Origin of the sequence: Escherichia sp. KTE159, from assembly GCF_000408805.1 — a bacterium.
GTDB classification, from domain to species: domain Bacteria; phylum Pseudomonadota; class Gammaproteobacteria; order Enterobacterales; family Enterobacteriaceae; genus Escherichia; species Escherichia marmotae.
In genome coordinates this window covers 730,457-755,148 of sequence record NZ_KE137292.1, presented here as the reverse complement: position 1 = coordinate 755,148, position 24,692 = coordinate 730,457, and the positions used below count along the sequence as shown (strand labels likewise).

The 24,692-nt window shown below is 48.6% G+C and carries 17 protein-coding genes, 1 tRNA gene, 2 pseudogenes and 1 CRISPR repeat array; of the genes and pseudogenes, 8 read left to right on the top strand and 12 right to left on the bottom strand.

The genetic code is table 11. From position 1 onward, the window contains the following. Positions 1 to 2,244, bottom strand: a 2,244-nt coding sequence (locus A31E_RS17865) for a DNA translocase FtsK 4TM domain-containing protein (RefSeq protein WP_016248543.1), incomplete at its 3' end; no start/stop codon positions are given. Between the two features lie 134 nt (positions 2,245 to 2,378). After that, a complete protein-coding gene (gene lrp, locus A31E_RS17870; protein ID WP_000228473.1) occupies positions 2,379 to 2,873 on the bottom strand; it encodes a leucine-responsive transcriptional regulator Lrp in 495 nt (164 codons plus the stop codon). A 544-nt stretch (positions 2,874 to 3,417) separates the two neighbouring features. Here lrp and trxB point away from each other — a divergent pair. From trxB to A31E_RS17900, 8 genes and pseudogenes are all read left to right on the top strand, one after another. After that, positions 3,418 to 4,383 carry a thioredoxin-disulfide reductase gene (gene trxB, locus A31E_RS17875; RefSeq protein ID WP_000537399.1) on the top strand — a complete coding sequence of 322 codons (966 nt, stop codon included), beginning with the start codon at positions 3,418 to 3,420 and terminating at the stop codon, positions 4,381 to 4,383. 122 nt (positions 4,384 to 4,505) lie between these two features. Next, the gene (gene cydD / locus A31E_RS17880; RefSeq protein WP_001043634.1) at positions 4,506 to 6,272 is read left to right on the top strand and encodes a heme ABC transporter permease/ATP-binding protein CydD; all 1,767 of its coding nucleotides are present in this window, start codon (positions 4,506 to 4,508) and stop codon (positions 6,270 to 6,272) included. After that, positions 6,273 to 7,994, top strand: a complete 1,722-nt coding sequence (gene cydC, locus A31E_RS17885; RefSeq protein WP_001202150.1) for a heme ABC transporter ATP-binding protein/permease CydC — start codon at positions 6,273 to 6,275, stop codon at positions 7,992 to 7,994. Between the two features lie 44 nt (positions 7,995 to 8,038). Next, positions 8,039 to 8,743 (top strand): leucyl/phenylalanyl-tRNA--protein transferase, encoded by a 705-nt coding sequence (gene aat, locus A31E_RS17890; RefSeq protein WP_001241663.1) that lies wholly within the window; start codon positions 8,039 to 8,041, stop codon positions 8,741 to 8,743. Continuing rightward, positions 8,744 to 8,885 (top strand): annotated as a pseudogene (locus A31E_RS26725) (hypothetical protein); the annotation flags it as partial. Positions 8,886 to 8,927: 42 nt separating this feature from the next. Beyond that, positions 8,928 to 9,100, top strand: a pseudogene (locus A31E_RS26720) (hypothetical protein); the annotation flags it as partial. Beyond that, positions 9,028 to 9,246, top strand: coding sequence for a translation initiation factor IF-1 (gene infA / locus A31E_RS17895; protein WP_001040187.1), 219 nt, complete (start codon positions 9,028 to 9,030; stop codon positions 9,244 to 9,246). The pseudogene A31E_RS26720 and the gene infA, both read left to right, overlap by 73 nt. Before the next feature lie 716 nt (positions 9,247 to 9,962). Next, positions 9,963 to 10,050 (top strand) — tRNA-Ser (locus tag A31E_RS17900). A 121-nt stretch (positions 10,051 to 10,171) separates the two neighbouring features. Here the strand turns inward: A31E_RS17900 and A31E_RS17905 are convergent. The 10 genes from A31E_RS17905 to cas1f form a co-directional block, all read right to left on the bottom strand. Continuing rightward, positions 10,172 to 11,185, bottom strand: coding sequence for a fimbrial protein (locus tag A31E_RS17905; protein WP_016248541.1), 1,014 nt, complete (start codon positions 11,183 to 11,185; stop codon positions 10,172 to 10,174). An 11-nt stretch (positions 11,186 to 11,196) separates the two neighbouring features. After that, complete coding sequence (locus A31E_RS17910) at positions 11,197 to 13,683, bottom strand: fimbrial biogenesis outer membrane usher protein (protein WP_016248540.1); 2,487 nt, start codon at positions 13,681 to 13,683, stop codon at positions 11,197 to 11,199. Between the two features lie 14 nt (positions 13,684 to 13,697). Continuing rightward, complete coding sequence (locus A31E_RS17915; protein WP_016248539.1) at positions 13,698 to 14,378, bottom strand: fimbrial assembly chaperone; 681 nt, start codon at positions 14,376 to 14,378, stop codon at positions 13,698 to 13,700. 53 nt (positions 14,379 to 14,431) lie between these two features. Beyond that, complete coding sequence (yehD, locus tag A31E_RS17920) at positions 14,432 to 14,980, bottom strand: fimbrial protein YehD (RefSeq protein ID WP_016248538.1); 549 nt, start codon at positions 14,978 to 14,980, stop codon at positions 14,432 to 14,434. 385 nt (positions 14,981 to 15,365) lie between these two features. Next, positions 15,366 to 15,920 carry a type I-F CRISPR-associated endoribonuclease Cas6/Csy4 gene (cas6f, locus tag A31E_RS17925; protein ID WP_016248537.1) on the bottom strand — a complete coding sequence of 185 codons (555 nt, stop codon included), beginning with the start codon at positions 15,918 to 15,920 and terminating at the stop codon, positions 15,366 to 15,368. Between the two features lie 10 nt (positions 15,921 to 15,930). Next, positions 15,931 to 16,932: a type I-F CRISPR-associated protein Csy3 gene (gene csy3 / locus A31E_RS17930; RefSeq protein WP_016248536.1), complete on the bottom strand. Its 1,002-nt coding sequence runs from the start codon at positions 16,930 to 16,932 to the stop codon at positions 15,931 to 15,933. Between the two features lie 10 nt (positions 16,933 to 16,942). Beyond that, the gene (gene csy2, locus A31E_RS17935) at positions 16,943 to 17,866 is read right to left on the bottom strand and encodes a type I-F CRISPR-associated protein Csy2 (protein ID WP_016248535.1); all 924 of its coding nucleotides are present in this window, start codon (positions 17,864 to 17,866) and stop codon (positions 16,943 to 16,945) included. Then, positions 17,863 to 19,170: a type I-F CRISPR-associated protein Csy1 gene (gene csy1 / locus A31E_RS17940; protein WP_016248534.1), complete on the bottom strand. Its 1,308-nt coding sequence runs from the start codon at positions 19,168 to 19,170 to the stop codon at positions 17,863 to 17,865. The genes csy2 and csy1 overlap by 4 nt, the downstream gene beginning before the upstream one ends. 325 nt (positions 19,171 to 19,495) lie before the next feature. Next, entirely contained in the window at positions 19,496 to 22,729 is a 3,234-nt protein-coding gene (gene cas3f, locus A31E_RS17945) for a type I-F CRISPR-associated helicase Cas3f (RefSeq protein ID WP_016248533.1), read from the bottom strand. Then, positions 22,726 to 23,709 carry a type I-F CRISPR-associated endonuclease Cas1f gene (gene cas1f, locus A31E_RS17950; protein ID WP_016248532.1) on the bottom strand — a complete coding sequence of 328 codons (984 nt, stop codon included), beginning with the start codon at positions 23,707 to 23,709 and terminating at the stop codon, positions 22,726 to 22,728. The genes cas3f and cas1f overlap by 4 nt, the downstream gene beginning before the upstream one ends. Before the next feature lie 171 nt (positions 23,710 to 23,880). Continuing rightward, a CRISPR array of direct repeats spans positions 23,881 to 24,691; the repeat unit is 28 nt; unit sequence TTTCTAAGCTGCCTGTACGGCAGTGAAC. Between the last annotated feature and the right edge of the window lies 1 nt (position 24,692).

Here is a 24,692-nt window from a genome sequence, read left to right as displayed (position 1 = left end):
CGCGACCGGTTGTTGCGGCTGCTGATATTGCGGCTGCGGCGCGACCGGTTGTTGCGGCTGCTGAACAGGTTCAACAATTGGCGTAAACAGCGGCTCGTGTGGACCATCATCCACTAATGCTTTCATCGGTGAAAATTCAAAATCATCCAGCGAGAACGGATTCGCCCCCGCAGGTTGTTCACCGGAATAACGTTGCTGCTGTGTCTGGACGAACTGACGAGCCAGTTCTGCCTCTGCAGCGGCATCTATTTCATCTTCCGGGTTAACTGGCACATCATGCTGATACTGTTCACCATAGCGTTGCTGCTGCGTCTGGGCGAACTGACGAGCCAGTTCATCCTGCTGCATTGCATCTATTTCATCATCGTTATACTGCCCGGCAGAATCGTACTGGTTGCGCTGCGCTTCACGTGCCTTCTCTTCCGCTGCACGCTGTGAGGGCAGCTTAATACCGTATGACGCCAGTTCACGACGCGTCGGAACACGAATACGCTTCGGCCTTGGCAACTGAGGGCCAATACCCTCTTTCACTTGCGGGCGCGGTCCACCGCTATTTGACAGGCTGAAGACAGGTGCAGCCACCGTCGCTGCGGCTCCCGTTGCCAGGGTCGCTTTCTTCACGCCAGATGCCAGCGGTGAGACTGCGGCTGCGGATTCTACCGGCGGCACTGCTGCAACACCTGGTCGTGCCAAAACAGGCTTGACCGGTTCTGGTTCTTTAACCGGTTCAGGAATCGGTTGATACCAGGCCGCAAGTTGCTCACGTTCACGCGCACGCTTCTCTTCCACTTCTTCAAAATAGTAAAGTGGCGGACGTGCAGGCTTTGTCTCTTCAACAACAGGTTCCGGTTCAACGACAGGCTGCTGTTCAACAGGTTGTGGCTGTTGATACAACGGCTCTTGAACGGTCGGCTGCTGATAAGTTTGCTCCGGCTGGTAAGTAGGTTGTGGAGCAAAAGTGGATTGCGATTCTTCAGCTTGCCAGGTGTTACCAACCACCGGTTGTTCCGGCGCAGGCGCATAATATGGCTGCTGAGGCTGCGCCGGTTGTTGCAGCGATTCGTTATATTGCACCGCAGGCTGCACATATTGCGGTTGCTGCGGGTAACCTTCGGATACAGGTGCAATTATCGGTTCACCCGCTTGCGGTCCAGGAACAGGTTGCCAGGCCACTGTGGGCTGTGTTGGTGAAATATCAACAGGTGCAGATGGTGGTGTCTGGGTTACCGGTTCAACCGGCGCAACCCAGCTTTGTGTCACAGTGGTCGCAGCCGCTGCAGCAGCTACAGGTTCGGTAATCGGCGCACCATTTAATAACGGATCGTATTCGTCATATTCTGGCTGCGTTGCACGATTGCCCGAAAAGAGGACGTCATCAGGATCGGCGGCGACACCGCGCGCCGTGTAGGTAATTTCTTCTTCATCATCCATCCGCTTGCCGGAGAACAACGCAGCGTCAGTTTTCCGCCCCATCGGATTAATGAATTTTTCGGCCAGACGTTTACGACGCGCTAATGCGCCACGAAGGATCCGGGCACGGCGCGACTCATGTTGTTTGCCGTGACTCTCATCTTCATACTCTTCGTCGTCTTCATACTCATCTTCATCAACCCAGGTATCGTCGCGACGAGTACGGTTACTGGCAAATGTGAGAATGTTTAAAATCCAGCCGCCCAGTTTTTCGGCAATAGTCACCCAGGACCAACCGGTAAACAGCGTCAGGCCTGCCGCCCAGACGCAAAGCAGCGCAATCGTTCCCCCACTACTGTGTAACAGTGGCTGCAGCGTAGTGCTTAATAAACTCCCGATTACGCCACCGGAGGCAAAATACCAGATATCGTCAGCATTGATCGCCGCCAGACCACAGGAAGTAAGAATGATCGCCAGCACACCAATAATTCGCAGCGAGACGGCAAAATAATCAATGTATTCGTCGCTGGCCTGCTGACGCCAGGCAAACCAACAGCCACCGATGATAATGACGGGGATGGTGTAAGCCATGACGCCGAAAATGAAGAACAGGGTATCGGCCAGCCATGCGCCAGGTGCCCCACCTAAATTATGGATAGGCTCATGCCAGGCCGTTTGTGACCAACTGGGATCCGAAGGATTAAAGCTTAATAAAGCTGCCATCAACCAGACGGCAAACAGAACAATAAGAATCAGCAACGCCTCCAGAAGTCGGCGCCCGCTGCTTAACTTTGTCAATGTGACTTCTTTGTCTTCAGTGTATTCCTGGCTCAAGAAAGGCTCTCCAGGTTACAGGCTTTTCCTGCCCGATGCTAAAACGGACAACAGTACCAGGTTACCCCAGTACTGTTGCTGTATGGATTAACAGGAGTGTAATCAAAATACGCCGATTTTGCACCTGTTCCGTGTTAGCGCGTCTTAATAACCAGACGATTACTCTGCTTGACTTCTTCCATAACAACGTATGTCCGTGTGTCATTGACGCCAGGCAGACGCAGCAGAGTTTCCCCCAACAGCTTACGATAAGCTGACATATCCGGCACGCGTGTTTTCAACAGGTAGTCGAAATCACCAGATACTAAATGACACTCCTGAATTTCTTCAAGTTTTTGTACAGCGGTATTGAATTGTTCAAACACATCCGGAGCGCCACGATTCAGAGTAATCTCAACGAATACCAGAAGTGATGCATCCAGATAATGCGGGTTCAACAGCGCCGTATAGCCCTGAATAAACCCTTGTCTTTCCAGCCGACGCACACGCTCAAGGCACGGCGTTGGGGAAAGTCCCACACGTTTAGAAAGCTCGACGTTAGAAATACGCCCATCCTTTTGCAACTCATTAAGAATGTTACGATCGATACGGTCGAGATCTTTGCCAGGGCGCTTCTTGCTATCTACCATTATTATTGTCTCTCTGTATTCCTTCCCTACTCCTGTCTGACCCTGAAAACATCACTGTCCAGAGTCGCTACCCGTCACGATAGACCGAAATCATTAAGATTCACGGCGCGCAATGCCTGGGTCTACGGTGAGAAGACCGTTGCCTTGTGGCAGCTATCGACATCACGAATGGCGTCTGTCCACGCCATGCGTAGATTTCACTAGCACGGTAAACATGGTATTTACATGCATGATTATGCGCATATAAGAATACTGTTTTTTTCTTCCTCGAATGTTTTCGCAAAACGCCAGGTGATTGTCAAAGCAAAACATCGTTTTTTAGTACAACATGCCAGATATTCATTAACAGTCGCGTTTAATCATCATTTAATCGGCTTATAAACCGGAAAAATTAAGTAGCAGAGGTGATAATGACAGAAGAATTTGACACGCTTATCGCTTTTGACGATTGCACAAATCGTTAACAAAATCGTCATACTCTTTTTTTACGCCTGTAAATTCCCTACAATCCTGCCTATTGTCTGCCAACAACTATGGGGATCTCATGGGCACGACCAAACACAGTAAACTGCTTATCCTGGGTTCAGGCCCGGCGGGCTATACCGCTGCTGTCTACGCGGCACGCGCCAACCTGCAACCGGTGCTGATCACCGGCATGGAAAAAGGCGGCCAACTGACCACCACCACGGAAGTGGAAAACTGGCCAGGCGATGCAAACGATCTGACCGGACCGTTGTTAATGGAGCGCATGCATGAACATGCCACCAAATTTGAAACTGAAATCATCTTTGATCACATCAACAAAGTGGATTTGCAGAATCGTCCGTTTCGCCTGACTGGCGACAGCGGCGAATACACTTGCGATGCGCTGATTATTGCCACCGGGGCTTCTGCACGCTATCTCGGCCTGCCCTCTGAAGAGGCTTTTAAAGGTCGTGGTGTCTCTGCCTGTGCGACTTGCGATGGATTCTTCTATCGTAACCAAAAAGTAGCGGTTATCGGCGGCGGCAATACTGCGGTTGAAGAGGCGCTGTATCTGTCTAACATCGCTTCCGAAGTACATTTGATCCACCGCCGCGATAGTTTCCGCGCAGAAAAAATCCTCATTAAGCGTCTGATGGATAAAGTGGAGAACGGCAACATCATCCTGCACACCAACCGCACGCTGGAAGAAGTGACTGGCGATCAGATGGGCGTCACAGGCGTTCGTCTGCGCGATACGCAAAACAGCGATAACATCGAATCACTCGACGTTGCTGGCCTGTTTGTTGCTATCGGCCACAGTCCGAACACCGCCATTTTTGAAGGGCAACTGGAACTGGAAAACGGCTACATCAAAGTACAGTCGGGTATTCATGGCAATGCCACCCAGACCAGTATCCCGGGCGTGTTTGCCGCAGGTGATGTAATGGATCACATTTATCGCCAGGCCATTACTTCTGCTGGTACAGGTTGCATGGCGGCACTTGATGCTGAACGCTACCTCGACGGTTTATACGGCGAAAAATAATTTTACATATCAGTAACAAAAGTAAAAAAGGCGACTCCATGCGACTATGGGTCGCCTTTATTATTTCCCCGTTGTAACATTGCCCTGCAAAAAATTCTGATAACTCACCTGCTAAGCGTGCAATGAATAAATCCCGTCAAAAAGAGTTAACCCGCTGGTTAAAACAGCAAAGCGTCATCTCCCAACGTTGGCTGAATATTTCTCGTCTGCTGGGCTTTGTGAGCGGCATATTAATAATTGCCCAGGCCTGGTTCATGGCGCGTATTCTGCAACATGTGATTATGGAGAATATTCCCCGCGAAGCCCTGCTGCTTCCCTTTACTTTACTGGTACTGACCTTTGTGCTGCGCGCATGGGTGGTCTGGTTACGCGAACGGGTGGGTTATCACGCCGGGCAGCATATCCGTTTTGCCATTCGCCGCCAGGTTCTCGACCGCCTGCAACAAGCAGGGCCTGCATGGATTCAGGGCAAGCCAGCCGGGAGTTGGGCGACGCTGGTACTTGAACAAATTGACGATATGCATGATTACTATGCTCGCTACCTGCCGCAAATGGCGCTGGCGGTATCAGTGCCGCTACTGATTGTGGTCGCGATCTTCCCTTCTAACTGGGCTGCGGCGCTCATTCTGCTGGGCACCGCTCCATTAATCCCGTTATTTATGGCTTTGGTTGGGATGGGCGCAGCCGATGCGAACCGACGTAACTTTCTCGCGCTTGCTCGCCTAAGTGGACATTTCCTCGATCGCCTGCGCGGCATGGAAACACTGCGTATTTTTGGTCGTGGTGAAGCCGAAATTGAAAGCATTCGTTCTGCTTCGGAAGATTTCCGTCAACGGACGATGGAGGTGCTGCGACTGGCATTTTTATCCTCCGGCATTCTGGAATTCTTCACCTCGCTGTCAATTGCTCTGGTGGCGGTCTACTTTGGTTTCTCCTACCTCGGTGAGCTGGATTTTGGTCACTACGATACTGGGGTGACGCTGGCTGCGGGTTTTCTCGCACTCATCCTTGCGCCAGAGTTTTTCCAGCCATTACGCGATCTCGGTACGTTTTATCATGCTAAAGCCCAGGCGGTTGGCGCAGCCGACAGCCTGAAAACGTTTATGGAAACCCCACTCGCTCATCCACAACGCGGTGAGGCGGAGTTAGCGTCTAACGATCCGGTGACCATTGAAGCCGAGGATCTGTTTATCACTTCACCAGAAGGTAAAACGCTGGTCGGCCCGCTGAATTTTACTCTGCCAGCAGGCCAACGTGCGGTGTTAGTTGGTCGTAGCGGTTCAGGTAAAAGCTCACTATTGAATGCGCTTTCCGGTTTTCTTTCCTATCAGGGATCGCTACGAGTCAACGGCATAGAATTGAGCGATTTATCACCGGAATCGTGGCGCAAACATCTCTCCTGGGTTGGGCAGAATCCGCAATTACCGGCGGCAACACTACGGGATAACGTACTGCTAGCGCGACCTGATGCCAGCGAACAAGAGTTACAAACAGCACTGGATAACGCGTGGGTCAGTGAGTTTCTACCGCTCCTGCCACAAGGTGTTGATACGCCTGTTGGAGACCAGGCAGCCCGCCTTTCCGTGGGTCAGGCGCAACGCGTGGCGGTGGCTCGTGCGTTACTAAATCCCTGCTCGCTATTACTGTTGGATGAACCCGCTGCCAGCCTCGATGCTCACAGCGAGCAGCGCGTGATGGAAGCACTGAATGCCGCCTCACTGCGCCAGACTACGTTAATGGTCACCCACCAGTTAGAAGATCTTGCTGACTGGGATGCCATTTGGGTAATGCAGGATGGTCAGATTGTCGAGCAAGGACGTTACGCGGAGTTAAGCGTGGCTAACGGTCCTTTCGCCACATTACTGGCCCATCGTCAGGAGGAGATTTAAATGCGCGCTTTGCTACCCTATCTGGCACTGTATAAACGCCATAAGTGGATGTTAAGCCTCGGTATTGTGCTGGCGATTATTACTCTGCTCGCCAGTATCGGTCTGTTAACACTTTCCGGCTGGTTCCTCTCCGCATCGGCTGTAGCCGGTGTCGCAGGCCTGTATAGTTTTAACTATATGCTGCCCGCCGCAGGTGTGCGTGGCGCGGCAATCACCCGTACCGCCGGTCGCTATTTTGAACGACTGGTGAGTCATGACGCGACTTTCCGCGTATTGCAGCATCTGCGCATTTACACCTTCAGCAAACTATTGCCACTCTCCCCTGCCGGGCTGGCCCGCTATCGCCAAGGTGAATTACTCAACCGTGTCGTGGCGGATGTTGATACGCTCGACCATCTTTATCTGCGCGTTATTTCGCCGCTGGTAGGCGCTTTTGTGGTGATTATGGTGGTGACCGTCGGGTTAAGCTTCCTTGATTTCACCCTCGCCTTTACGCTGGGCGGCATTATGTTGCTGACGTTGTTCCTGATGCCTCCGCTGTTTTATCGCGCCGGAAAGAGCACTGGGCAAAATCTGACTCACCTTCGCGGTCAGTATCGCCAACAATTAACCGCATGGCTGCAAGGGCAAGCCGAGCTGACCATTTTTGGCGCCAGCGATCGTTATCGCACGCAGTTAGAGAATACCGAAATTCAGTGGCTGGAAGCGCAACGCCGCCAGTCCGAACTGACCGCGTTATCACAAGCGATTATGCTGCTGATTGGCGCGCTGGCGGTGATCCTGATGCTATGGATGGCCTCCGGTGGCGTTGGTAGTAATAATCAGCCTGGCGCGTTAATTGCGCTGTTTGTCTTCTGCGCGTTAGCTGCATTTGAAGCGCTGACTCCGGTGACTGGCGCATTTCAGCATCTGGGGCAAGTGATTGCCTCTGCCGTGCGAATCACTGACTTAACGGACCAAAAGCCGGAAGTTACCTTTCCTGATACCCAATCCAGTGTTGCCGATCAGGTATCCCTGACATTACGTGATGTTCAGTTCACTTATCCGGAACAATCACAACAAGCGCTTAAAGGGATTTCCCTTCAGGCAAACGCCGGAGAACATATTGCGATTCTCGGGCGAACCGGATGCGGCAAATCAACTCTGTTACAACTGCTGACTCGCGCATGGGATCCACAACAAGGCGAGATTCTGCTTAACGGTAGCCCCATTGCCAGCCTGAACGAAGCGACTCTGCGCCAGACCATCAGCGTTGTGCCGCAGCGTGTGCATCTGTTTAGCGCCACGCTGCGAGATAATCTATTACTCGCTTCGCCTGGCAGTAGTGATGAGGCTCTGGCGGAGATCTTGCGCCGCGTCGGTCTGGAGAAATTGCTCGAAGATGCAGGACTCAACAGTTGGTTAGGTGAAGGCGGACGTCAACTCTCTGGTGGTGAACTGCGCCGTCTGGCTATCGCCCGCGCACTATTGCACAATGCGCCGCTGGTATTGCTGGACGAACCTACCGAAGGTTTAGATGCCACAACAGAAAGTCAGATCCTTGAATTACTTGCAGAAATGATGCGTGAGAAAACGGTGTTAATGGTCACTCACCGACTTCGCGGACTCTCTCATTTCCAGCAAATAATAGTGATGGACAACGGGCAAATTATTGAGCAAGGTACTCACGCAGAACTGCTTGCCAGACAGGGGCGTTATTACCAGTTTAAGCAGGGTTTGTAAGCTATTATTGAACGATCCGACTTGCGTAGTGGAGTTTTGCGGTCATGCGCCTGGTTCAGCTTTCTCGCCATTCAATAGCCTTCCCTTCTCCGGAAGGCGCATTACGTGAGCCTAACGGCCTGCTGGCGCTGGGGGGCGATCTTAGCCCCGCGCGCCTGTTAATGGCTTATCAGCGTGGTATTTTCCCATGGTTTTCTCCTGGCGACCCCATTCTCTGGTGGTCGCCGGATCCACGCGCAGTATTATGGCCGGAATCACTGCACATCAGTCGCAGTATGAAACGATTTCATAAACGCTCGCCTTACCGTGTCACGATGAATCATGCCTTTGGTCAGGTCATTGAAGGCTGTGCCAGCGATCGCGAAGAAGGAACCTGGATTACGCGCGATGTGATTGAAGCCTACCACCGCTTACACGAGCTGGGTCATGCCCACTCCATTGAAGTCTGGCATGAAGACGAGCTTGTCGGCGGCATATATGGCGTAGCGCAGGGAACGCTATTTTGTGGCGAATCGATGTTCAGCCGGATGGAAAATGCGTCCAAAACGGCGCTCATGATCTTCTGCGAAGAATTTATCCGTCATGGCGGCAAAATGATCGACTGCCAGGTGCTTAATGATCACACGGCTTCGCTTGGAGCCTGCGAAATTCCCCGGCGGGATTACCTCAATTACCTCAATCAAATGCGCCCGGAACGATTACCGAATAATTTCTGGGTGCCGCGGCAATTGTTTTCGCCACAGAAATGAATGTTTTCGGCACATTTCTCTCCAGAGTGTTATAATTGCGCTCGCAGAGTTGGTTACGCTCATTACTCCGCTGCCGATAAGGAATTTTTCGCGTCAGGTAACGCCCATCGTTTATCTCACCGTTCCCTTATACGTTGCGCTTTTGGTGCGGCTTAGCCGTGTGTTTTCGGAGTTATGTGCCAAACCTGTTTGTTGCGATTTAGCGCGCAAATCTTTACTTATTTACAGAACTTCGGCATTATCTTGCCGGTTCAAATTACGGTAGTGATACCCCAGAGGATTAGATGGCCAAAGAAGACAATATTGAAATGCAAGGTACTGTTCTTGAAACGTTACCTAACACCATGTTCCGCGTAGAGTTAGAAAACGGTCACGTGGTTACTGCACACATCTCCGGTAAAATGCGCAAAAACTACATCCGCATCCTGACGGGCGACAAAGTGACTGTTGAACTGACCCCGTACGACCTGAGCAAAGGCCGCATTGTCTTCCGTAGTCGCTGATTGTTTTGCCGCCTGACGGGCGAAGAGAAAGAACGAGTAAAAGGTCGGTTTAACCGGCCTTTTTTGCGCCCGGGATTAAGGAAGAAAATAAATATTGGGGTGTGGATTTTAAAAACTGCCTGTACGGCAGTGAACGTAATATTTCAATCTTAAAGTAGTTGCTGTTTATTTCTAAGCTGCCTGTACGGCAGTGAACGTTCTACCAGAGGCGCAAAAATGTGCCGTTCATTTCTAAGCTGCCTGTACGGCAGTGAACAACTTACCCCGCATCATCCACCGCCAGCGCTGTTTCTAAGCTGCCTGTACGGCAGTGAACTCTCTGAAATCGCGTGATAAAAATCTGGATCTTTTCTAAGCTGCCTGTACGGCAGTGAACTGAAATAATAGCAGACTATCCGATTGATTTACTGTTAAAAATCACAAAATCATAGGTTCATACCCTTTTTCGAGACGTCAAAATAGTAATAAACAAAATCAATGAGTTACATGTCACTCTAAAAAAATGGGTCGATTGGTATTTCTTCACTCTCATATTTCCCTCGTAGCTTTTGATAAACAATTGATCAGAACGCATACGACCATAATCTCGGGCGAATGAATCGTGTGTTCATTGCGTAACCAAACAAATCAATCTAAATAAATTCTTCTTGACCGTTTTGCTCCAACTCCCTATAGTAGCGCCCCGTTGCCCCCATGTAGTAAGGCAGCAAAAATTTGGTGAGGTGTCCGAGTGGCTGAAGGAGCACGCCTGGAAAGTGTGTATACGGCAACGTATCGGGGGTTCGAATCCCCCCCTCACCGCCATCTTTAAAGAAGAGCTCGTACGAAAGTACGGGCTTTTTTTTCGCATTAATGCGCCTTAAATAAAAAACACGTACTTCCTCTTCGAAAGTACGTGAAAATCAGTGGCTGATTACTATACCCACTAGTCGTAGGATACGGCAAATATGGCTTTGCTTTGGACTTCTCCTGGCTGTAGTGCTTCCTCATTCACGCGGACATATTTCGCGGTAATCGGGAAGGTGTACTGATTCTCAATGGCCGCCATTTTAGTTAGTTTGTTCATCAGAGTATCACCCAGCTTTAGCGGTGTCGTTGCGTTACCATTATAAATCTGGAACCCAACCCCCTTAGCACCATTAAGCGATGTGTTTTTCAGAATGGTTCCACTATCATCCCATTCACCGCGCGCAACTTTAAAAGTCACTGGATTAGTCGTGACGTTATAAACACTGTCACAATTTAAAACCAGATCTATATAACCTGATTTTGTGTTATTGGCAGATTGCATCTCACTTATCGTTGTTTCTGGCATTCTTATTTCGTAAGTCGGTTGCGAGAAACTACAGGTTGTGGGTTTGTGTTTGATGCTAAATTCTATATTCTGAGTATAAGAAACATCACTATTTAGTCGCCCAGTAACCCAACAATAAAGCCATGATATGATATTATTATTGCAAGAGTTATCTGTTAGTATGCTAATAGCGGGGCGCGGGATGGTTATCTTGTCGATATTGGTGGTTATTGTATGGTCTACTTTACTCGTTGGTCCAACATAATCTGCCTTAAGAGTGAACGGCTTGGTATTTATAACATCCTGAGTGTTATATTCTTTTGGAGAAGCACCCACGGAATCAGTTCCAGTAGAAACAGGAAAGCCACTACTCTCAAGGTTAAATTTCATAAAAATTGATTTCCCCGAATCCGACTCTCTAAGTTCAACGATATAATCTTTTAACGGTGTTGCATAATACATTTTATCGCTTGTTGCATTACATGTGAACGTATCAACTAAGTTTGTATTAATCACAGCCGTTACCGTATCTTGTGCCATATCTAGTTCTATCGTTTGGCTTGCTGTTGTATTAGGCCCCAAGGTACATTTAGCCTGTCCCAAAAAAGGCAAAGCCAGTAAAAACAAAAAACAATATTTCTTCATAAACAAATCCTTTAACGACAAATATAAACTTTATTCTCATCAATAACGTTATCAAAGGTAATAGTGCAGAATTGTTCCTGCTGTTTATTAACCGAGACGCGAATCGACGCGGGAACATCATTGGTGCGAATAAATATACGGCTTCCCTGTCCTACTAAGCCCACATTGTTGCCGCTTTCATCTTCAACCTCATAACCAAACGGCAACGGAGAGCCATCAGGGCGTTGGGAGATGAAATACCAGGGCTTGCGTTTATCAGTCTCAAACTGCGTCATCACTACCGCACCACGATAAGGAACGGTGTTTTTACGGTTACCCAGTAGCGCCACATCGCTTTTACTGTCGGCAATATCCAACATCAACGTATTTTCACGATACGGCGTCAGGTTGTCATAAATAGCGTAGCCTCTGCTATCCGTGGTCAGGTAACGATATCCCTGCACCGCTGCTCCCTCCAGTCCCGGCGCTTTGACGATGGCGAACGTATCAGAAAGTCTGGGAGCCAGTGCCACCCCATCCGACCACGCGACTAAACCGCCTTGAATATTACCGCTAACCTGTTGATATTTTTTCGACTGGCTATAGCTGCCACCAATAGTCGCCAATGGCGCACGCCAGGTCAGGTTTCCACCTGCGGTTGTTTCGCTGCCCTGGTGTTGATGGCTTAAGTTAGCCCCGTAGCTGAACTGATCGCGACTCCCCGCTACACCGCTGAGGCTGGTATTATTCGACCGATAGCCGTCTTTATCAAAAGTGGTCGAGTTAGAAACAAATAAATCTCGTCGTTTTTCAGTGATTCCATCGCCCCACGAGAAGGGAATTGAGAAATATAAGTTAATGCGTCTATCTTCGCGGTTATCTTCATCGTAGGTCTGGCTAACAGACAAGGTATAACTAAGGCGTTCCCAGGAGTTCGAATAGCTGAGTTGATAATCTTTCCCTGTCCCGCTGCGTTCCCAATAATCCCGCCATTGACCACTGACCGACAGATATCCCCAATTTTCCGGTAATGACTGGTTTATATTTACAGAAAAGCTGTTCTTACGACCAAAATCGTACTGATAATAGTCGGCGATATCATAAACTGAGTCATCTTCTCGATTATAGCTTTTCCTGTTATTAGCCCACACGTGATCGTTAAAAGTACGATAATCTCGAGAAGAATAACGCCAGGCCGCCAGAGAAAATTGCGTTCCACTTTGAGAGAGATATTTGTTCCAGGCAATCTGATAACTTTGACCATTAAACACATCACCGTTATCTTGTTCACTGTGGGAATGGGTAAAATCAACCGATACAGCACCAATCGGTGTATTCCATCCCGTGCCGAGAACAAACGATGAGTAATTATCCGACAACTGCGTGCCAGCATAGAGAGTCAGCAAATTATTAAGGCCATACTGATAGCTTCCCTGAATAAAATCAGACTGATCGCTGGCTCCCTCAATACGACTACGTCCGGCAGCAAATTCATATTTCGAAACGCCCGGTTGCAACATATTTGGTACAGATGAATAAGGTACACGATAACGCGATACCGAACCGTCAGCTTCTTTAACTGTTACTTCCAGATCTGCACCACCACCAGCAAGTTGCAAATCATCAATGGCGAATGGACCTGGCGGAACCTCTTTCTGGTAAACCACAAAGCCATTTTGTTCGATAGTGACAAGTGCGTTACTTTGGGCAACACCGCGCACCACAGGAGTAAAATTCTGTTTAGAGTTCGGCAACATCTGCATATCACGCCAAAGGCGTACCCCGCGAAAACGCACGGAGTCAAAAACATCAGAACCGGTATACATTTCACCAGCACGCAATGTGCCAAGAATCTGTGGAATTCCGCGCTCCAGATATAACGTGTTACTCTTCCATTTACCGCTGCTCTCGTCACTTTTCGTATAATTGGCATTTGAATGCAACTGCCAGCCAAGAAGATTCAAACCACTATTCAGATTTAAATAGCTACTTTTATTATCTCCTCCGTGCTTATAATTACTGTAATACTGACTGGCATAATAAGACGTATATAATGCGTTAATCCCGCGATCCCATGCCTCAGGCGGGACATATCCGCGTTCATACTCAACGACATAGGCCTGGGGTACACTTAACTTCAGGTTAAAGTGCCCAATATCATAGTCAACGCTGCCGCCCTGTACTGCATCCCGAAGTGGTACGCATTCTACGCTTTTATCGATATTAATTCCTTCAGTGAGGATACCTATTTGCTTTAACTGCTCCCAGAATAAACATGTTGCATCCGGATCGTCTTTAATATCGACATTATAATGTCCGCGCCACTGATTATTCAGGTAAACATCCATATCATAGATACCTGGCATCGGCTTATCACTATCAATATGATAGTCAGAAATTTTTTCCCCATTTAATCCGCCAATCATAAAATGGGTGTCAAATGTTTCATCTTCCGCCCATGCAGGCGAAGCTGCCAACACCGACAGAATAGCCAGTGTAATAGAATTAAGTTTAGACATAATCAATCCCTGATCTATTTGACGGTTTTTACTTTTTCACTCAAATAGTTTCCATGATCATCAATCAGCGTAATTGTATATTGATGGATGGCTGAGGCTGTAGTGATAGTCTTATCTGACCAGGGGGCTAATAACAACGTTTCCTTATTTATCTTTGCATTCCCGGTCAACTCAGGAATAGTTATCCAGTTTGCGGAGTTGTTTTTGATATTAATACCGCCATTGGCATGTTTAATGCTCAGACGCCGAAAACTTTCTTTATCTACGCCAGTAAGTCCCTCTGGGCGGTAGATAAATTTAATGCGGTTTTGCATGGCGAATTTGATGCCATTTTTACCTTCTAATTCGGGGCGATTAGGTGGGATGTCTAGCACATTAAGAAAGAACAGGCTTTCGCGATCTTTAGGTAGTGTATTCGCCAATTTTTTGATTTTGAGTTGTTGCCCTTCCCCCCCTTTTACATGAGCGACCGGTGGCGTTAACACGAACGGGACGTGAATTTTTTCTGGAGGCTGGCTGGTATCGCCATCATCAATCCATGACTGAACCAGGGCGCTACGATTACCTTCATTCATTAACTGAACGGTAATCTCTTTTTTCTGTTCTGGATAAATAACACGAGTGCCGTAGATATAGACACCCCCCCACGCAGGCGTGACCATGCCGGCCAGCAAGAAGGCTATTAATTTTTTCATTAAACATTCCTTGTTTGAGAAATCGGCGACCGAAGCCGCCGATATACACGGTATTAATCTGTCACGACAGTCATTGTCAGAGCAGAGTTAACCGGGCCAGCAGTCACCGCATTACCTGATTGCGCGTATTTCGCACTGAAATTTAATGTATATTCATCAGAGCTATTTTTTTCTAACTCAATACTTTTATCACCTTCAATCTTTTGAGATTGCCCATCTGCACTCTCATAGTAGACAGCAAAACCAGCACCATTTGGGTTTGGCACAGTATTAATGGTGATATCGCTACGATTTGCATCAAACTGACTTCTGGAAAATGTAATTCTGGGAGTCTCATCTCCTATACATTTGACCGTCAGCGGTACAGTTGTTTTATTTGAATAACCATCATAAATATAACCAGCGCTCTTACCATCAAATTGATCAGCACCAATATCGTTCATAGCAATAGTAGCCTGGCTATTTCCGATAAATTGACAAGTAGTTCCAACCACATTACCGGTAATAACTAACTCACCCTGTTCACTCCCCTCCTCTGCAAAAGCCCCGGCGCTCATAAAAAGAGAAGATAATACTGCAACTGCAATAATTGAACGTTTCATAGTCTATTCCTTAACTAATTTATTCCAGGTGATTAAGAGTCTTTGTCCTCTCGGAAATGAATTTCGCAAATTACATTTTTTATCGCAATGTAAACAAGTTGTTTTTGTGATTTAAATCAAACTGTCAAAAATACGCAACAAATAAAAAATACCCATGGAAACATTTACCTTGTTTACTATTCGGCATTATTTGATGTCATTACAAGGTAGATTAATACGTATAATTAATTGCGGGTTGTTTATTTTAAATAAATATCCGTAAACTGATGACAGTGTTGGGTATTGAATTCTTTATGCTATTTCCAGCCAGAAGGAGGCTTTTCAATAGACAAAAAGACCTGACGGTAAGGCCAGGTCTTTTATACATTACATTACAACTAACCAATCAAAACCAGGGAATAGTAGCGGTTGCGCTTAATCCATAACTACTGAATCTCCCCTTAACCAGTTCTGTACGCAAATCCCCGTGTCGGATAAACAACTTGAACTGTTGCTGACTCGACAAACTCTTCATATTAAGAAAAGGTAAGTCGGTCCGCTGTTCAGCTTGCGTCGCCAGTCGCTCAATGGCCTGTTCTTCAGTAAGCCAGCCTTTTTTCACTGAACGCCTTAACAGACGCTGCGGGTTACTTTTAACCTGCACACGGCTTACTACTCGCCAGCCCTTTATTTCTGGAACGGGAGTGACAGGTGAACATTGGCAATAGTCCGTTAGTCCTTTACGCCACGATGAGGCTTCAAGCGCCTGCAATGCCTGGGCGCTACCATGCAAGCGTAAACGCGCTCCAGGCATAACATTTACGTCCGGGAAGCTCACGCCGATATCGCCTTGCCCTCTTGCACCTAATGCCCGATGCAGTTTGGCAATTAACGCCGCCATCAACATTTCGCTCGAAAATTCAGGATCTGGCAGAACGCGGATCTCAAGGTAGTGATCCATTGGCAGCTCCTTATTCCGCTTTCTCACCAAAGACACCGCCGCGGATCAGCACAGCCATCACGTAATGCTGCTGCTCAACGTCTGGTTTCATCCCTTTGGTCACCCAATTGTCCAGCAAGGTATAAAAGTCGAGTTTTTCTTTCGGTTGACGGCAGGCCACACCGCGACTGGTTACAGAACCATAAGGTTCCACGGCGATAGCCCCCAATTCATCAACTTTTGGATGCCAGGTATCGATGGTACGTAAAGCATTGCCAATCTTCTGAGAGTGAATACCGGCAATACCAGCCACCTGGTATAACACGCGACTTTTGCTACTGTTGCTGTCGAGTACCAGCTCCTGCGACGGGAAAACTTCTTGCCCAGCACCGAGGCGAACCTGCGCTTCAACGGTAAGCATTACCCACTCTTTTCCGCTCAATCCTTGTTCAATCGTTGACGCCAGTTTTGTGACGCTACTCTGGCCCTGATCAAATTGACGTAAAGAGAAGTCATGGCTGTTAAAAGTCCATGATTTGTCGTTAGCGGTGACTTTCACCTGAATTTGCTCGGCACCGATACGGTTACGCCACAGAAAACGACCATTTGCCAGATTCAGGGCATAGCGAAGCGCCAGCTCTTTAAAGCCATGTTCGCTGATATAACCTTCAATAACGTCGGAAAGCGCCTCCTGATAGGCCATATCATTACATACTGAAGGTGAGGATAAATTACCCAGCACGCGCAGCGTAAACATCACTTTTAGTGTATCCGCATCAACCGGAAGTGCTGCCACATCTACCCGCTGCAAGTTGGCTTTTTGGATTTCTGCATTCAACTTTAACTCATTACTGGAAATTGCATCTTTCAGGCGATTGGAGATGGTTCCGCGAACGGCTTTCTCCTGAATCTCAATAGGTTGCCATTCATTTCCTTGCCAGTTACCTGCGTACATCACCGCGTCAGAGGTTGCCAGTTTGCGCTCAAATGCCAGTACTGACGCCGTTTTTACTGCTACAGGGGCCTTTGCCATAATTATGTCCTTATTCTGTATCGTCATCTTCATTAGTAGTAGGGTCGTCAACGACTGGTATTGCCGAGCAATAGTAGCCAGTGTCCGTTGTACGGTAACGCCACATCAGCGGTTGCAAGCCAGTAATACGATGTAATCCGCGCCATTCGCCAATGCCATAAACCGCTTCGGCAAAGGCAAATGGCATCACGGTATCGCGTGCATTTTCCACTTCACCGGGAGCGTAAACAGGAGATATGCGTTGGTAACCGCACATTAACGGTACCAGGAAACCAGGCATTGGCTTCGGCTGGTATACCCATTGTGCGCTGTTGTCTTCTGCCGGAGATTCGGCCTGATATTTAACGGCAGCAAAATCAAGCCAGGCATCAAGCAACGATATATCGGGATGTTGTTGGTGATGTTCAGCCAGCCATTCACTGCGATCGTAAAGTGCATAGCCAGGCATTAAACGCCAGATGATTTTACGCAGTTGCTTTTCATCTTCAGGGGCATGAAAAAGCTGCGGTTCGCGCATGTCAACAATGCTTCCGCCCGCCAGTTTGTGGCTCTGGCAGAGCATTTTCAGATAGTCGCAAAGGGCTTTTCTGCCATATTCACCATTGGTAATTTCGCCATTACATTCAATCAGCAGAGAAACCGTCAGGTGCATACGGCCCTCTTCATTGAACGACGCGGTTTTACCTTCTCTGGTTAATGGGTTACGGGTGAGAGCGAATTGAAAATCGCGCCCGGAGCTGTACGCCTGAATATGCTGTTCATGGCTTACTACCGCACAACCGTCAAAACTTACGCCAAATTCATCCACGACTTTGCGAGAAAGCGCATGAACATAACCGAGAAAATGGGTCATCGACGGGAATCCCCAGGTCAACCCGGAGACGGCGTTAGCGTTTTCGATGCGTACATGGGGTAACAAGAGCAGATAACTCATTTCAGCGCCTCCTGCAGAACAGCTTCCATTTCACGCATCCGTTGAGTAAACAGGGACTGACTGCACCACTCCCTTTGCTCGACAGCACCGACATCGAAACGGGCTTTTTTCAGGCGATAGTTCAGCCAGCGTGCGAAATCATCGGCTATCGTCTCTTGCCAGTCGTTTTTCTCACGCTCCTGTTTGAAAGCCTCATCTGAGAGGCTTCGCCACGGGTCCAGCCAAAGTTGTTGGTGGCGAGGTAAGTCTGGTGATTGTACTGACCATCCCTGCCATTTTTCTTGCTGAAAAGAGGATGCCTGCATGAACAGCAAATCTATCAACTCATCAATATATTTCGCGCGCGCAGTACGAATATGAACATTATTTATGTCAACCTTCAGCAGGTAAGTCATCCGGGCTATGATGCCTGAAGCCGCCCGATTGAAATCGCCGCGTAGGGAAAAAATACTGCGCATGTTTTGTGGCGCGCGATCCAGCGTCGCCCAGGTGGGCGGCATTGATGGCAACAGCCAGACACGGCCAACTCTGGCACTGTTTAGCAGGGAGATATTCTGTTGATTTCCACCTCCATAATGCATCTCTGCAAGATTCGGGAAACGAATATCTGGCTGTGAGTGCCATTTACCTGCTTTGTGCGCATCGCGAATAGCTTTTGATTCCTCGCTAAAGCGCACGGCAGTTAGCTTTTCATACATCACCTGTGCCAGCGAACTGGAAAACAGCGGGCAGAGCAGATGATAGCCATCATCGACAGGGAAATAGATTTGCTTCGAAAGTTTATGTGCTTTTATCCACTCCGAAGCATATGCTTCACTAAAGCATTCAACCCATTGTTTTAATTGTTCATCATCCAACGCAAAGGCATTTAATGATTGATAATCACCACGTTTTAAGCTGGCGAGTAATGAATCACCGTTGACTTCCGTTAGCAGTAGTTTTGCAACATCAAAAACGGCTGCATTGCCTTCAGCATCCTCTTTAATAATTGCCAGTGATGCTGTATTTAAATATCCCTCGCTGACGAATTTCTCCAAATAACGCCCATATGCTTTGGAGTCACCATTACTATATTTTGCCCCGTGGGAGATTATCCTTATAGAACGAACACGCTTCGCCGCATCCGTTAACCAATTACGTGGCAGGTAGCGTGCTTCGAGTTCCTGTCGCTCCAGAGCGATAACGCTGGCGTCGTCGCCCTGCTCCAGTCGCTTTGCTGCTTCTTTTTCAAAGGCATCGATTTTGGGTTGCCTTCGCGAAGCAATGTAGTCAGTGATAAATTGTATTAGCGCCGTTTTTTCCATTTCGGCTCCTTTTCGTTAATCCATCAAATTGAAGTTGCTCCCTGACTTCACTGAAAAATCTCCGTAGCCCAACCAGGCTTCAGTACAACGACACATACAGTAAAAGGGACAACACCCGCGGTGATAATCATGGATAGTTCACCTAGAGGTATCTACGCTTTAATCTAGCCAAATCCATGCAATAACCAATGGTGATATTACCATGCATAAAATATTTGCCACACAATGGTTTAATAACTAACATTCACGCACTGCCATCGGCAGCTTAGAAATAGAGGTATCTCCGGATACGGACTTGTAAACTGCCGTACAGGCAGCTAACCCATCACAGGTTGCGAAACACACCTAACCAGGGGTGATAACGCCAGTCATCGACCGCATCTTCTTCACTGGCCGGTACTCTCACTTCAGCAAACATTTCTCCAACACGCTGTATTTCACAACTTTGCTTATCAGCTAAATTCAACAAAACGTGTTGGTAATCCATCACGCCCCAGCAAGCGACTCCGCTGGCGCATCTCACCTCTTCTCGCCTGAAATTCCCTTGCGCTTTACGCTCGTTGTCGCCCGTGCGGGAATAGAAACGCGCTTCGCTTTCTTCATCATCCATATGCAGAAAAAACACTGCCTCCGGCAAAGGGGAATAACGAAATGGCGTCTGGCGCTGCATCCAGCCGTTCCAGCTTAGCGGTGCGCGCCACCATTGCGCCGCCACCACATGTTTGCTTTTACTGCTCATCAATTCAGTGGATAAACGACTATGCTCAAGTTCCGCCAGTTTGTTGTCATTATTGGCAGACAGAATCCGCGGCAAGGCGTTAATCGTCCGGTAGTCCGCGATCGGAATCAGTTCGCAAATATCATGGCTATCCAGCAAGTGTTCTTTTGTTTCGAAACCAGGTTTACAAAATGCGGGGGCTTTTTTCTGCAATGCTTTGATATTAAAACGCAAAATAACCAGATTCTCACTGGTCGGCACATTTCTACGGTGCCGCTGAATACGTCCGGCAAATTGAATTATCGAACGCATGGAGCCTGGTTCGATAATTCCCCAATCCGCATCCCAGTCACGCCCCACCTCTATAACCGATGTCCCCAACACCACAAACAGATGGTGCGATTCCGGACTTTTATGTAAGGCATCTGCGATATCTTCGTTGTTCCAGAAATCGAGTTCGTTATGATGAGTAAAAGCGCGATCCAGTCGCTTCTCAATATCTGAACGCACCGCCAGCGGATGTCGGGAGTGGTAAACACAGTAATGAATGCAGACATCTTCTGGTGAAGGAATGGCAATCAGGGCTTTGGTCACCGCAACCAGTGGATTGATATTCGCGAAGCGCACAAGGCCCAGCGAAACGGTTTTACCGCTTTCGTGTAGCTGGCGATGCGCCTGATGCAACTTCAGCATTTGCGTATGCACCGTCTGGGCCACACTTTCGGTAACGTCTTGTATCGCGCTTGATGCAGATGAAATTGAAGCAACACGCCCGAAATGCAGTCGCTCTTTTTCAGCCAGCATCACCGCTCGCCGTGCAACAAATTTTGCATGTGCATCACGAAACCCAGGCCCGTCGCAAATTTGCGTTGCATCAGCATCTTTTTCATCAAACCAGGCACAGCAGATATTGACGGGCCTGCCGTGGGTACCACAAGACGTCTGCCACATTTTACGCCCGGCGAGATAAGCCGCGAACAGCGCCTGAATCAGCCCTGGCGGTAGCGTCGCCGAGGAAAGTAATACCCGCGTTCCCAGCATCCCGGCCCAGTTCATCAAACGACATACCGCATGAAGATCGGCAATATCAAAGTCGTCAGGTTCATCGAGCACTAAATCGCTGGTTAACAAACGCAACATCGAAGGAAGCTGTTTTCCGCCTCGCACACCTTCGGTCGCAGAAATAAGATGATCAATGGTTGCTACCAGAATCGGTGCGCTTACTAACGCCTTAAGTTTGCTGTCATCCTTCAACCATTTTTCCAGCGCCCCGGTATGCAGACTACCTTCATATTTAACAAACTGTTGCTCCTCTGCCAGCGATTCTTGCGAAGCACTTCCGCAATCATTGTCTGTTTTTTCCTGCAGCCACAGTTGCTTAACTGCCGCCGAACCAATCAGTACCGCCAGCTCATCCTCACCCAGTCCAAGCCGACTGCGCAGAGCATCGCCGGTTTGCAAAGTCAGCGTGCGCAATCCCAGCGCAACGGTAAAGCGGCACCCTTCTCGCTCGTCGGCAAGTGCATACATAATGCGGGCGTTCGCAAAAGTTTTACCACACCCCGTCGAGGCCATATTGACGCCGAAAAATCCCTCTTCACGACTTCGTTCACGTAACGCTCGCGCCACATCCCAGGCTTTATCTTGCCAGCGATATTTCACATCTGTGGCCCGCTGGCTAAAACCTTTATGTCGGGCAATTGCCGGAAGCGATGCCCGTGTGTGCATCAGTTGCCGCCCAAGCAGATACGCATGATGCGCGACGCCCACAAGATGTTCGTCTACCCGTTGTTTAAGCGTGCCGCTTTGGCGATCGCTATTTGCCCAGACGATATATTCCGGGTCCTGCCATTTTTGCTGCGCGTCATTAGATGAATAGTAGTGATCGGCAAGCATCAGGCAAAAACGCGCCATATGTAACGGAAACAGTTGCTCCATCTGCCCCCATTCCTTTAGGCCGATCGCGTTACACGCCCTACGGGCAATCTGACGCGCTTTTTCTCGCCAGCTCGCGCTTTGAAGCGGCGTTCCTGACGGAAATTGCCAGACTTGCTCGAAATCCTGTTGTGACCAGTCATTCTTACGGTGGTTAACGGCATTCCAGTCAGCATTGAGTTGTTTCTCCAGCCAACTATCACAGCCTTTACATGATTGTTCCGGTTGTGGCGAAAGATTCTCCGGCATTCGATGATGGGAAAGGATCAACCAGCCTACCGTTTTGGCGAGTGGTTGCAGCGAACTGAATGGACTATTTGAAAAATGAGGCGTGTCTTTTTGCAGGCACTCAAGGATCGCGGTTTCATCATCTGCCGTTAATTTCCCAAGTTTTTCCAGCCACACTTCGTCTGGCTGTTCACCGACAAAAGCCTGAAAAAGCCGCAGCGAAATCCACTCATGCCGATAAGGTTGATAACTGCGGGCATTCTTTTGGGTCAGGCTTTGCTGAAAGCTGCGTCCTGCTTTACCAAAATCATGAAATAACCCAGCGATAGCCGCCAGCAGCGCAATACTTTCCGCGCACTGCCAGCGATTTTCTTCTTTTTTCACCAGGCTGGTTTGCGTTGTTCGATTTGTGGGAACGCGTCCCTGAGCATTAAAACGACGAATATTGCCGACAATCCACATCAACTCCGTTTGCCCATTCTTCTTCAGCCAGTGACAAGCCACTGCGGTATTTCGCCGGGCAGTTTTGCGCAGTAAACGGCGAAGTGTATTAACCCCTTCCAGAGTAATCACCGTTTGCCATGCGGCGTCACCAGTGCGTTCGGCAAATTGATCAATAATACGGCAGCTCTCCACTCGAGCATTTTTTGTGCAGCGCGAGATAATCAGGACGTTCATTGGTCAGCCTTAGCCAGGGCCTGAGCCGTTTCCTGCAGAGAGGTGATCATGACATCCAGCGCATCCGCTTGTTGAAAGATATTGATGCAGCGTTGACGAAACTCCTGAGCATCTTCTCCCGCCATTGCAGCGATAAATGCTTGTGGCATAACAAGGGCATCTTTAATCAGATCGGCAAGGTCAAAAACGAGGCCGCCGCGACGGGTTTTACCGTGCATTACTGCTAAACCGTGTGGGAGCCCGGTTACCCACGCCGCCACTGCCGCCAGGCCATACGCCAGATAATTACCCTGATCGAGGAAGCGGTTGGCCATATCAACTCCGCCACCCCGTTTTGCACGAGTAAAGTCGCCGTAGCCCACGGTTTGACTCACCATTTTGTAGAGTGCTTTGGTCAATTTCGCCTCTACGAGCATAAGCTGCGTATGGCTTTCTGCCATGTCTATTTCTTCACGAGTGCGATTTAGCAGAGTCTGCAGTGCATTAGCATCAGGCTGAAAGGCGTGTTCACGCTGCATTTTCGCGCTGGTCCAGTGCTTATCGATATGTGTCAGGCGGATTAGCTGAAAACGTTTCGCGGCGGCAAGTCGTTTATCTTCAGCAAACCAAAAAGAAACCCACTGCTGAAGATATTCAGTAGGACGATATTCGCTTTGCGGACTGAGCCAGGAGACATCAACATCAACTTCATTTGCCGAATACAGCGGCGTGCCATCCGTACCACAAAAACCCACCATCACTCCAACATGGGCAAATTCACGCATCGCCGCCTGGGTAACGGACGTTCCCATCCCCAACATCAACGCCGTGGTATTCGCAATGGGGATATTCCAGTAATACGACCCCTTGCCTTCACTGGTGACATACTCCACTCGCCCACCATTCACCTGCACCCGGCATTTTTCCAGATAATAAATATTGGCACGCCTGGAGTGGAGAATGGTTTTGAGATCAGAAGGAGTAAGGTAATTTGAAGACATAAACACATCCTGTGATTATTTTTATTTGAAGGAGTTAGGATTAGTACAGCATTGATTTCTGTGTGAGAAATTGATTCTCGTCGCAATTATCACAATTGTTATTGTGTGTCACAGCTAATGGTTCGGAGTTGAGAGCGCCATAACGCAGCTAAATTTCTGCCATCATCGTATTTGTGAAACTGCCTGTACGGCAGTGAACACATTTCAACCTTTGTTACTCGCCATAAGTGCTTTCTAAGCTGCCTGTACGGCAGTGAACCCGTAGCACCCGCTGCGACAAGTGCTGGTACATTTCTAAGCTGCCTGTACGGCAGTGAACTCGTCAAATCTGGTTACGCGGTGATTTGCTGTCTTTCTAAGCTGCCTGTACGGCAGTGAACGAGGGGGCAATGAGTTGCATCAGTCGAGAACTTTTCTAAGCTGCCTGTACGGCAGTGAACTATTTAATCGGACACTCTGCCGCCGCGCCCGTTTTCTAAGCTGCCTGTACGGCAGTGAACTGATGATGTCGCCGTCCTCGACTCATCATTTCTTTCTAAGCTGCCTGTACGGCAGTGAACGAAGTCGCCTATAACTCCTTTATCAATGAAATTTTCTAAGCTGCCTGTACGGCAGTGAACATTTCCCGCCCGTCTACAGTCGGGCCAGCAGTTTTCTAAGCTGCCTGTACGGCAGTGAACGCGCAATGCGTTTTTGTGCCGGTGCTGCGCTGTTTCTAAGCTGCCTGTACGGCAGTGAACTGCGTTCCCGATAGTTTTACGTGTGTAATTTTTTTTCTAAGCTGCCTGTACGGCAGTGAACTTTGTAGGAGACGCGTAACACCTGCTTATGATTTTCTAAGCTGCCTGTACGGCAGTGAACACTATGGATGTGGCAAAACCGCCACATGGAAGTTTTCTAAGCTGCCTGTACGGCAGTGAACTCGCCGTGTCGTGATATTTAATCAGATATGTGTTTCTAAGCTGCCTGTACGGCAGTGAACA

Coding starts and splice junctions, on each gene's coding strand:
- lrp (WP_000228473.1), bottom strand. CDS start 2,873: ATGGTAGATAGCAAGAAGCGCCCTGGCAAAGATCTCGACCGTATCGAT.
- trxB (WP_000537399.1), top strand. CDS start 3,418: ATGGGCACGACCAAACACAGTAAACTGCTTATCCTGGGTTCAGGCCCG.
- cydD (WP_001043634.1), top strand. CDS start 4,506: ATGAATAAATCCCGTCAAAAAGAGTTAACCCGCTGGTTAAAACAGCAA.
- cydC (WP_001202150.1), top strand. CDS start 6,273: ATGCGCGCTTTGCTACCCTATCTGGCACTGTATAAACGCCATAAGTGG.
- aat (WP_001241663.1), top strand. CDS start 8,039: ATGCGCCTGGTTCAGCTTTCTCGCCATTCAATAGCCTTCCCTTCTCCG.
- infA (WP_001040187.1), top strand. CDS start 9,028: ATGGCCAAAGAAGACAATATTGAAATGCAAGGTACTGTTCTTGAAACG.
- A31E_RS17905 (WP_016248541.1), bottom strand. CDS start 11,185: ATGAAGAAATATTGTTTTTTGTTTTTACTGGCTTTGCCTTTTTTGGGA.
- A31E_RS17910 (WP_016248540.1), bottom strand. CDS start 13,683: ATGTCTAAACTTAATTCTATTACACTGGCTATTCTGTCGGTGTTGGCA.
- A31E_RS17915 (WP_016248539.1), bottom strand. CDS start 14,378: ATGAAAAAATTAATAGCCTTCTTGCTGGCCGGCATGGTCACGCCTGCG.
- yehD (WP_016248538.1), bottom strand. CDS start 14,980: ATGAAACGTTCAATTATTGCAGTTGCAGTATTATCTTCTCTTTTTATG.
- cas6f (WP_016248537.1), bottom strand. CDS start 15,920: ATGGATCACTACCTTGAGATCCGCGTTCTGCCAGATCCTGAATTTTCG.
- csy3 (WP_016248536.1), bottom strand. CDS start 16,932: ATGGCAAAGGCCCCTGTAGCAGTAAAAACGGCGTCAGTACTGGCATTT.
- csy2 (WP_016248535.1), bottom strand. CDS start 17,866: ATGAGTTATCTGCTCTTGTTACCCCATGTACGCATCGAAAACGCTAAC.
- csy1 (WP_016248534.1), bottom strand. CDS start 19,170: ATGGAAAAAACGGCGCTAATACAATTTATCACTGACTACATTGCTTCG.
- cas3f (WP_016248533.1), bottom strand. CDS start 22,729: ATGAACGTCCTGATTATCTCGCGCTGCACAAAAAATGCTCGAGTGGAG.
- cas1f (WP_016248532.1), bottom strand. CDS start 23,709: ATGTCTTCAAATTACCTTACTCCTTCTGATCTCAAAACCATTCTCCAC.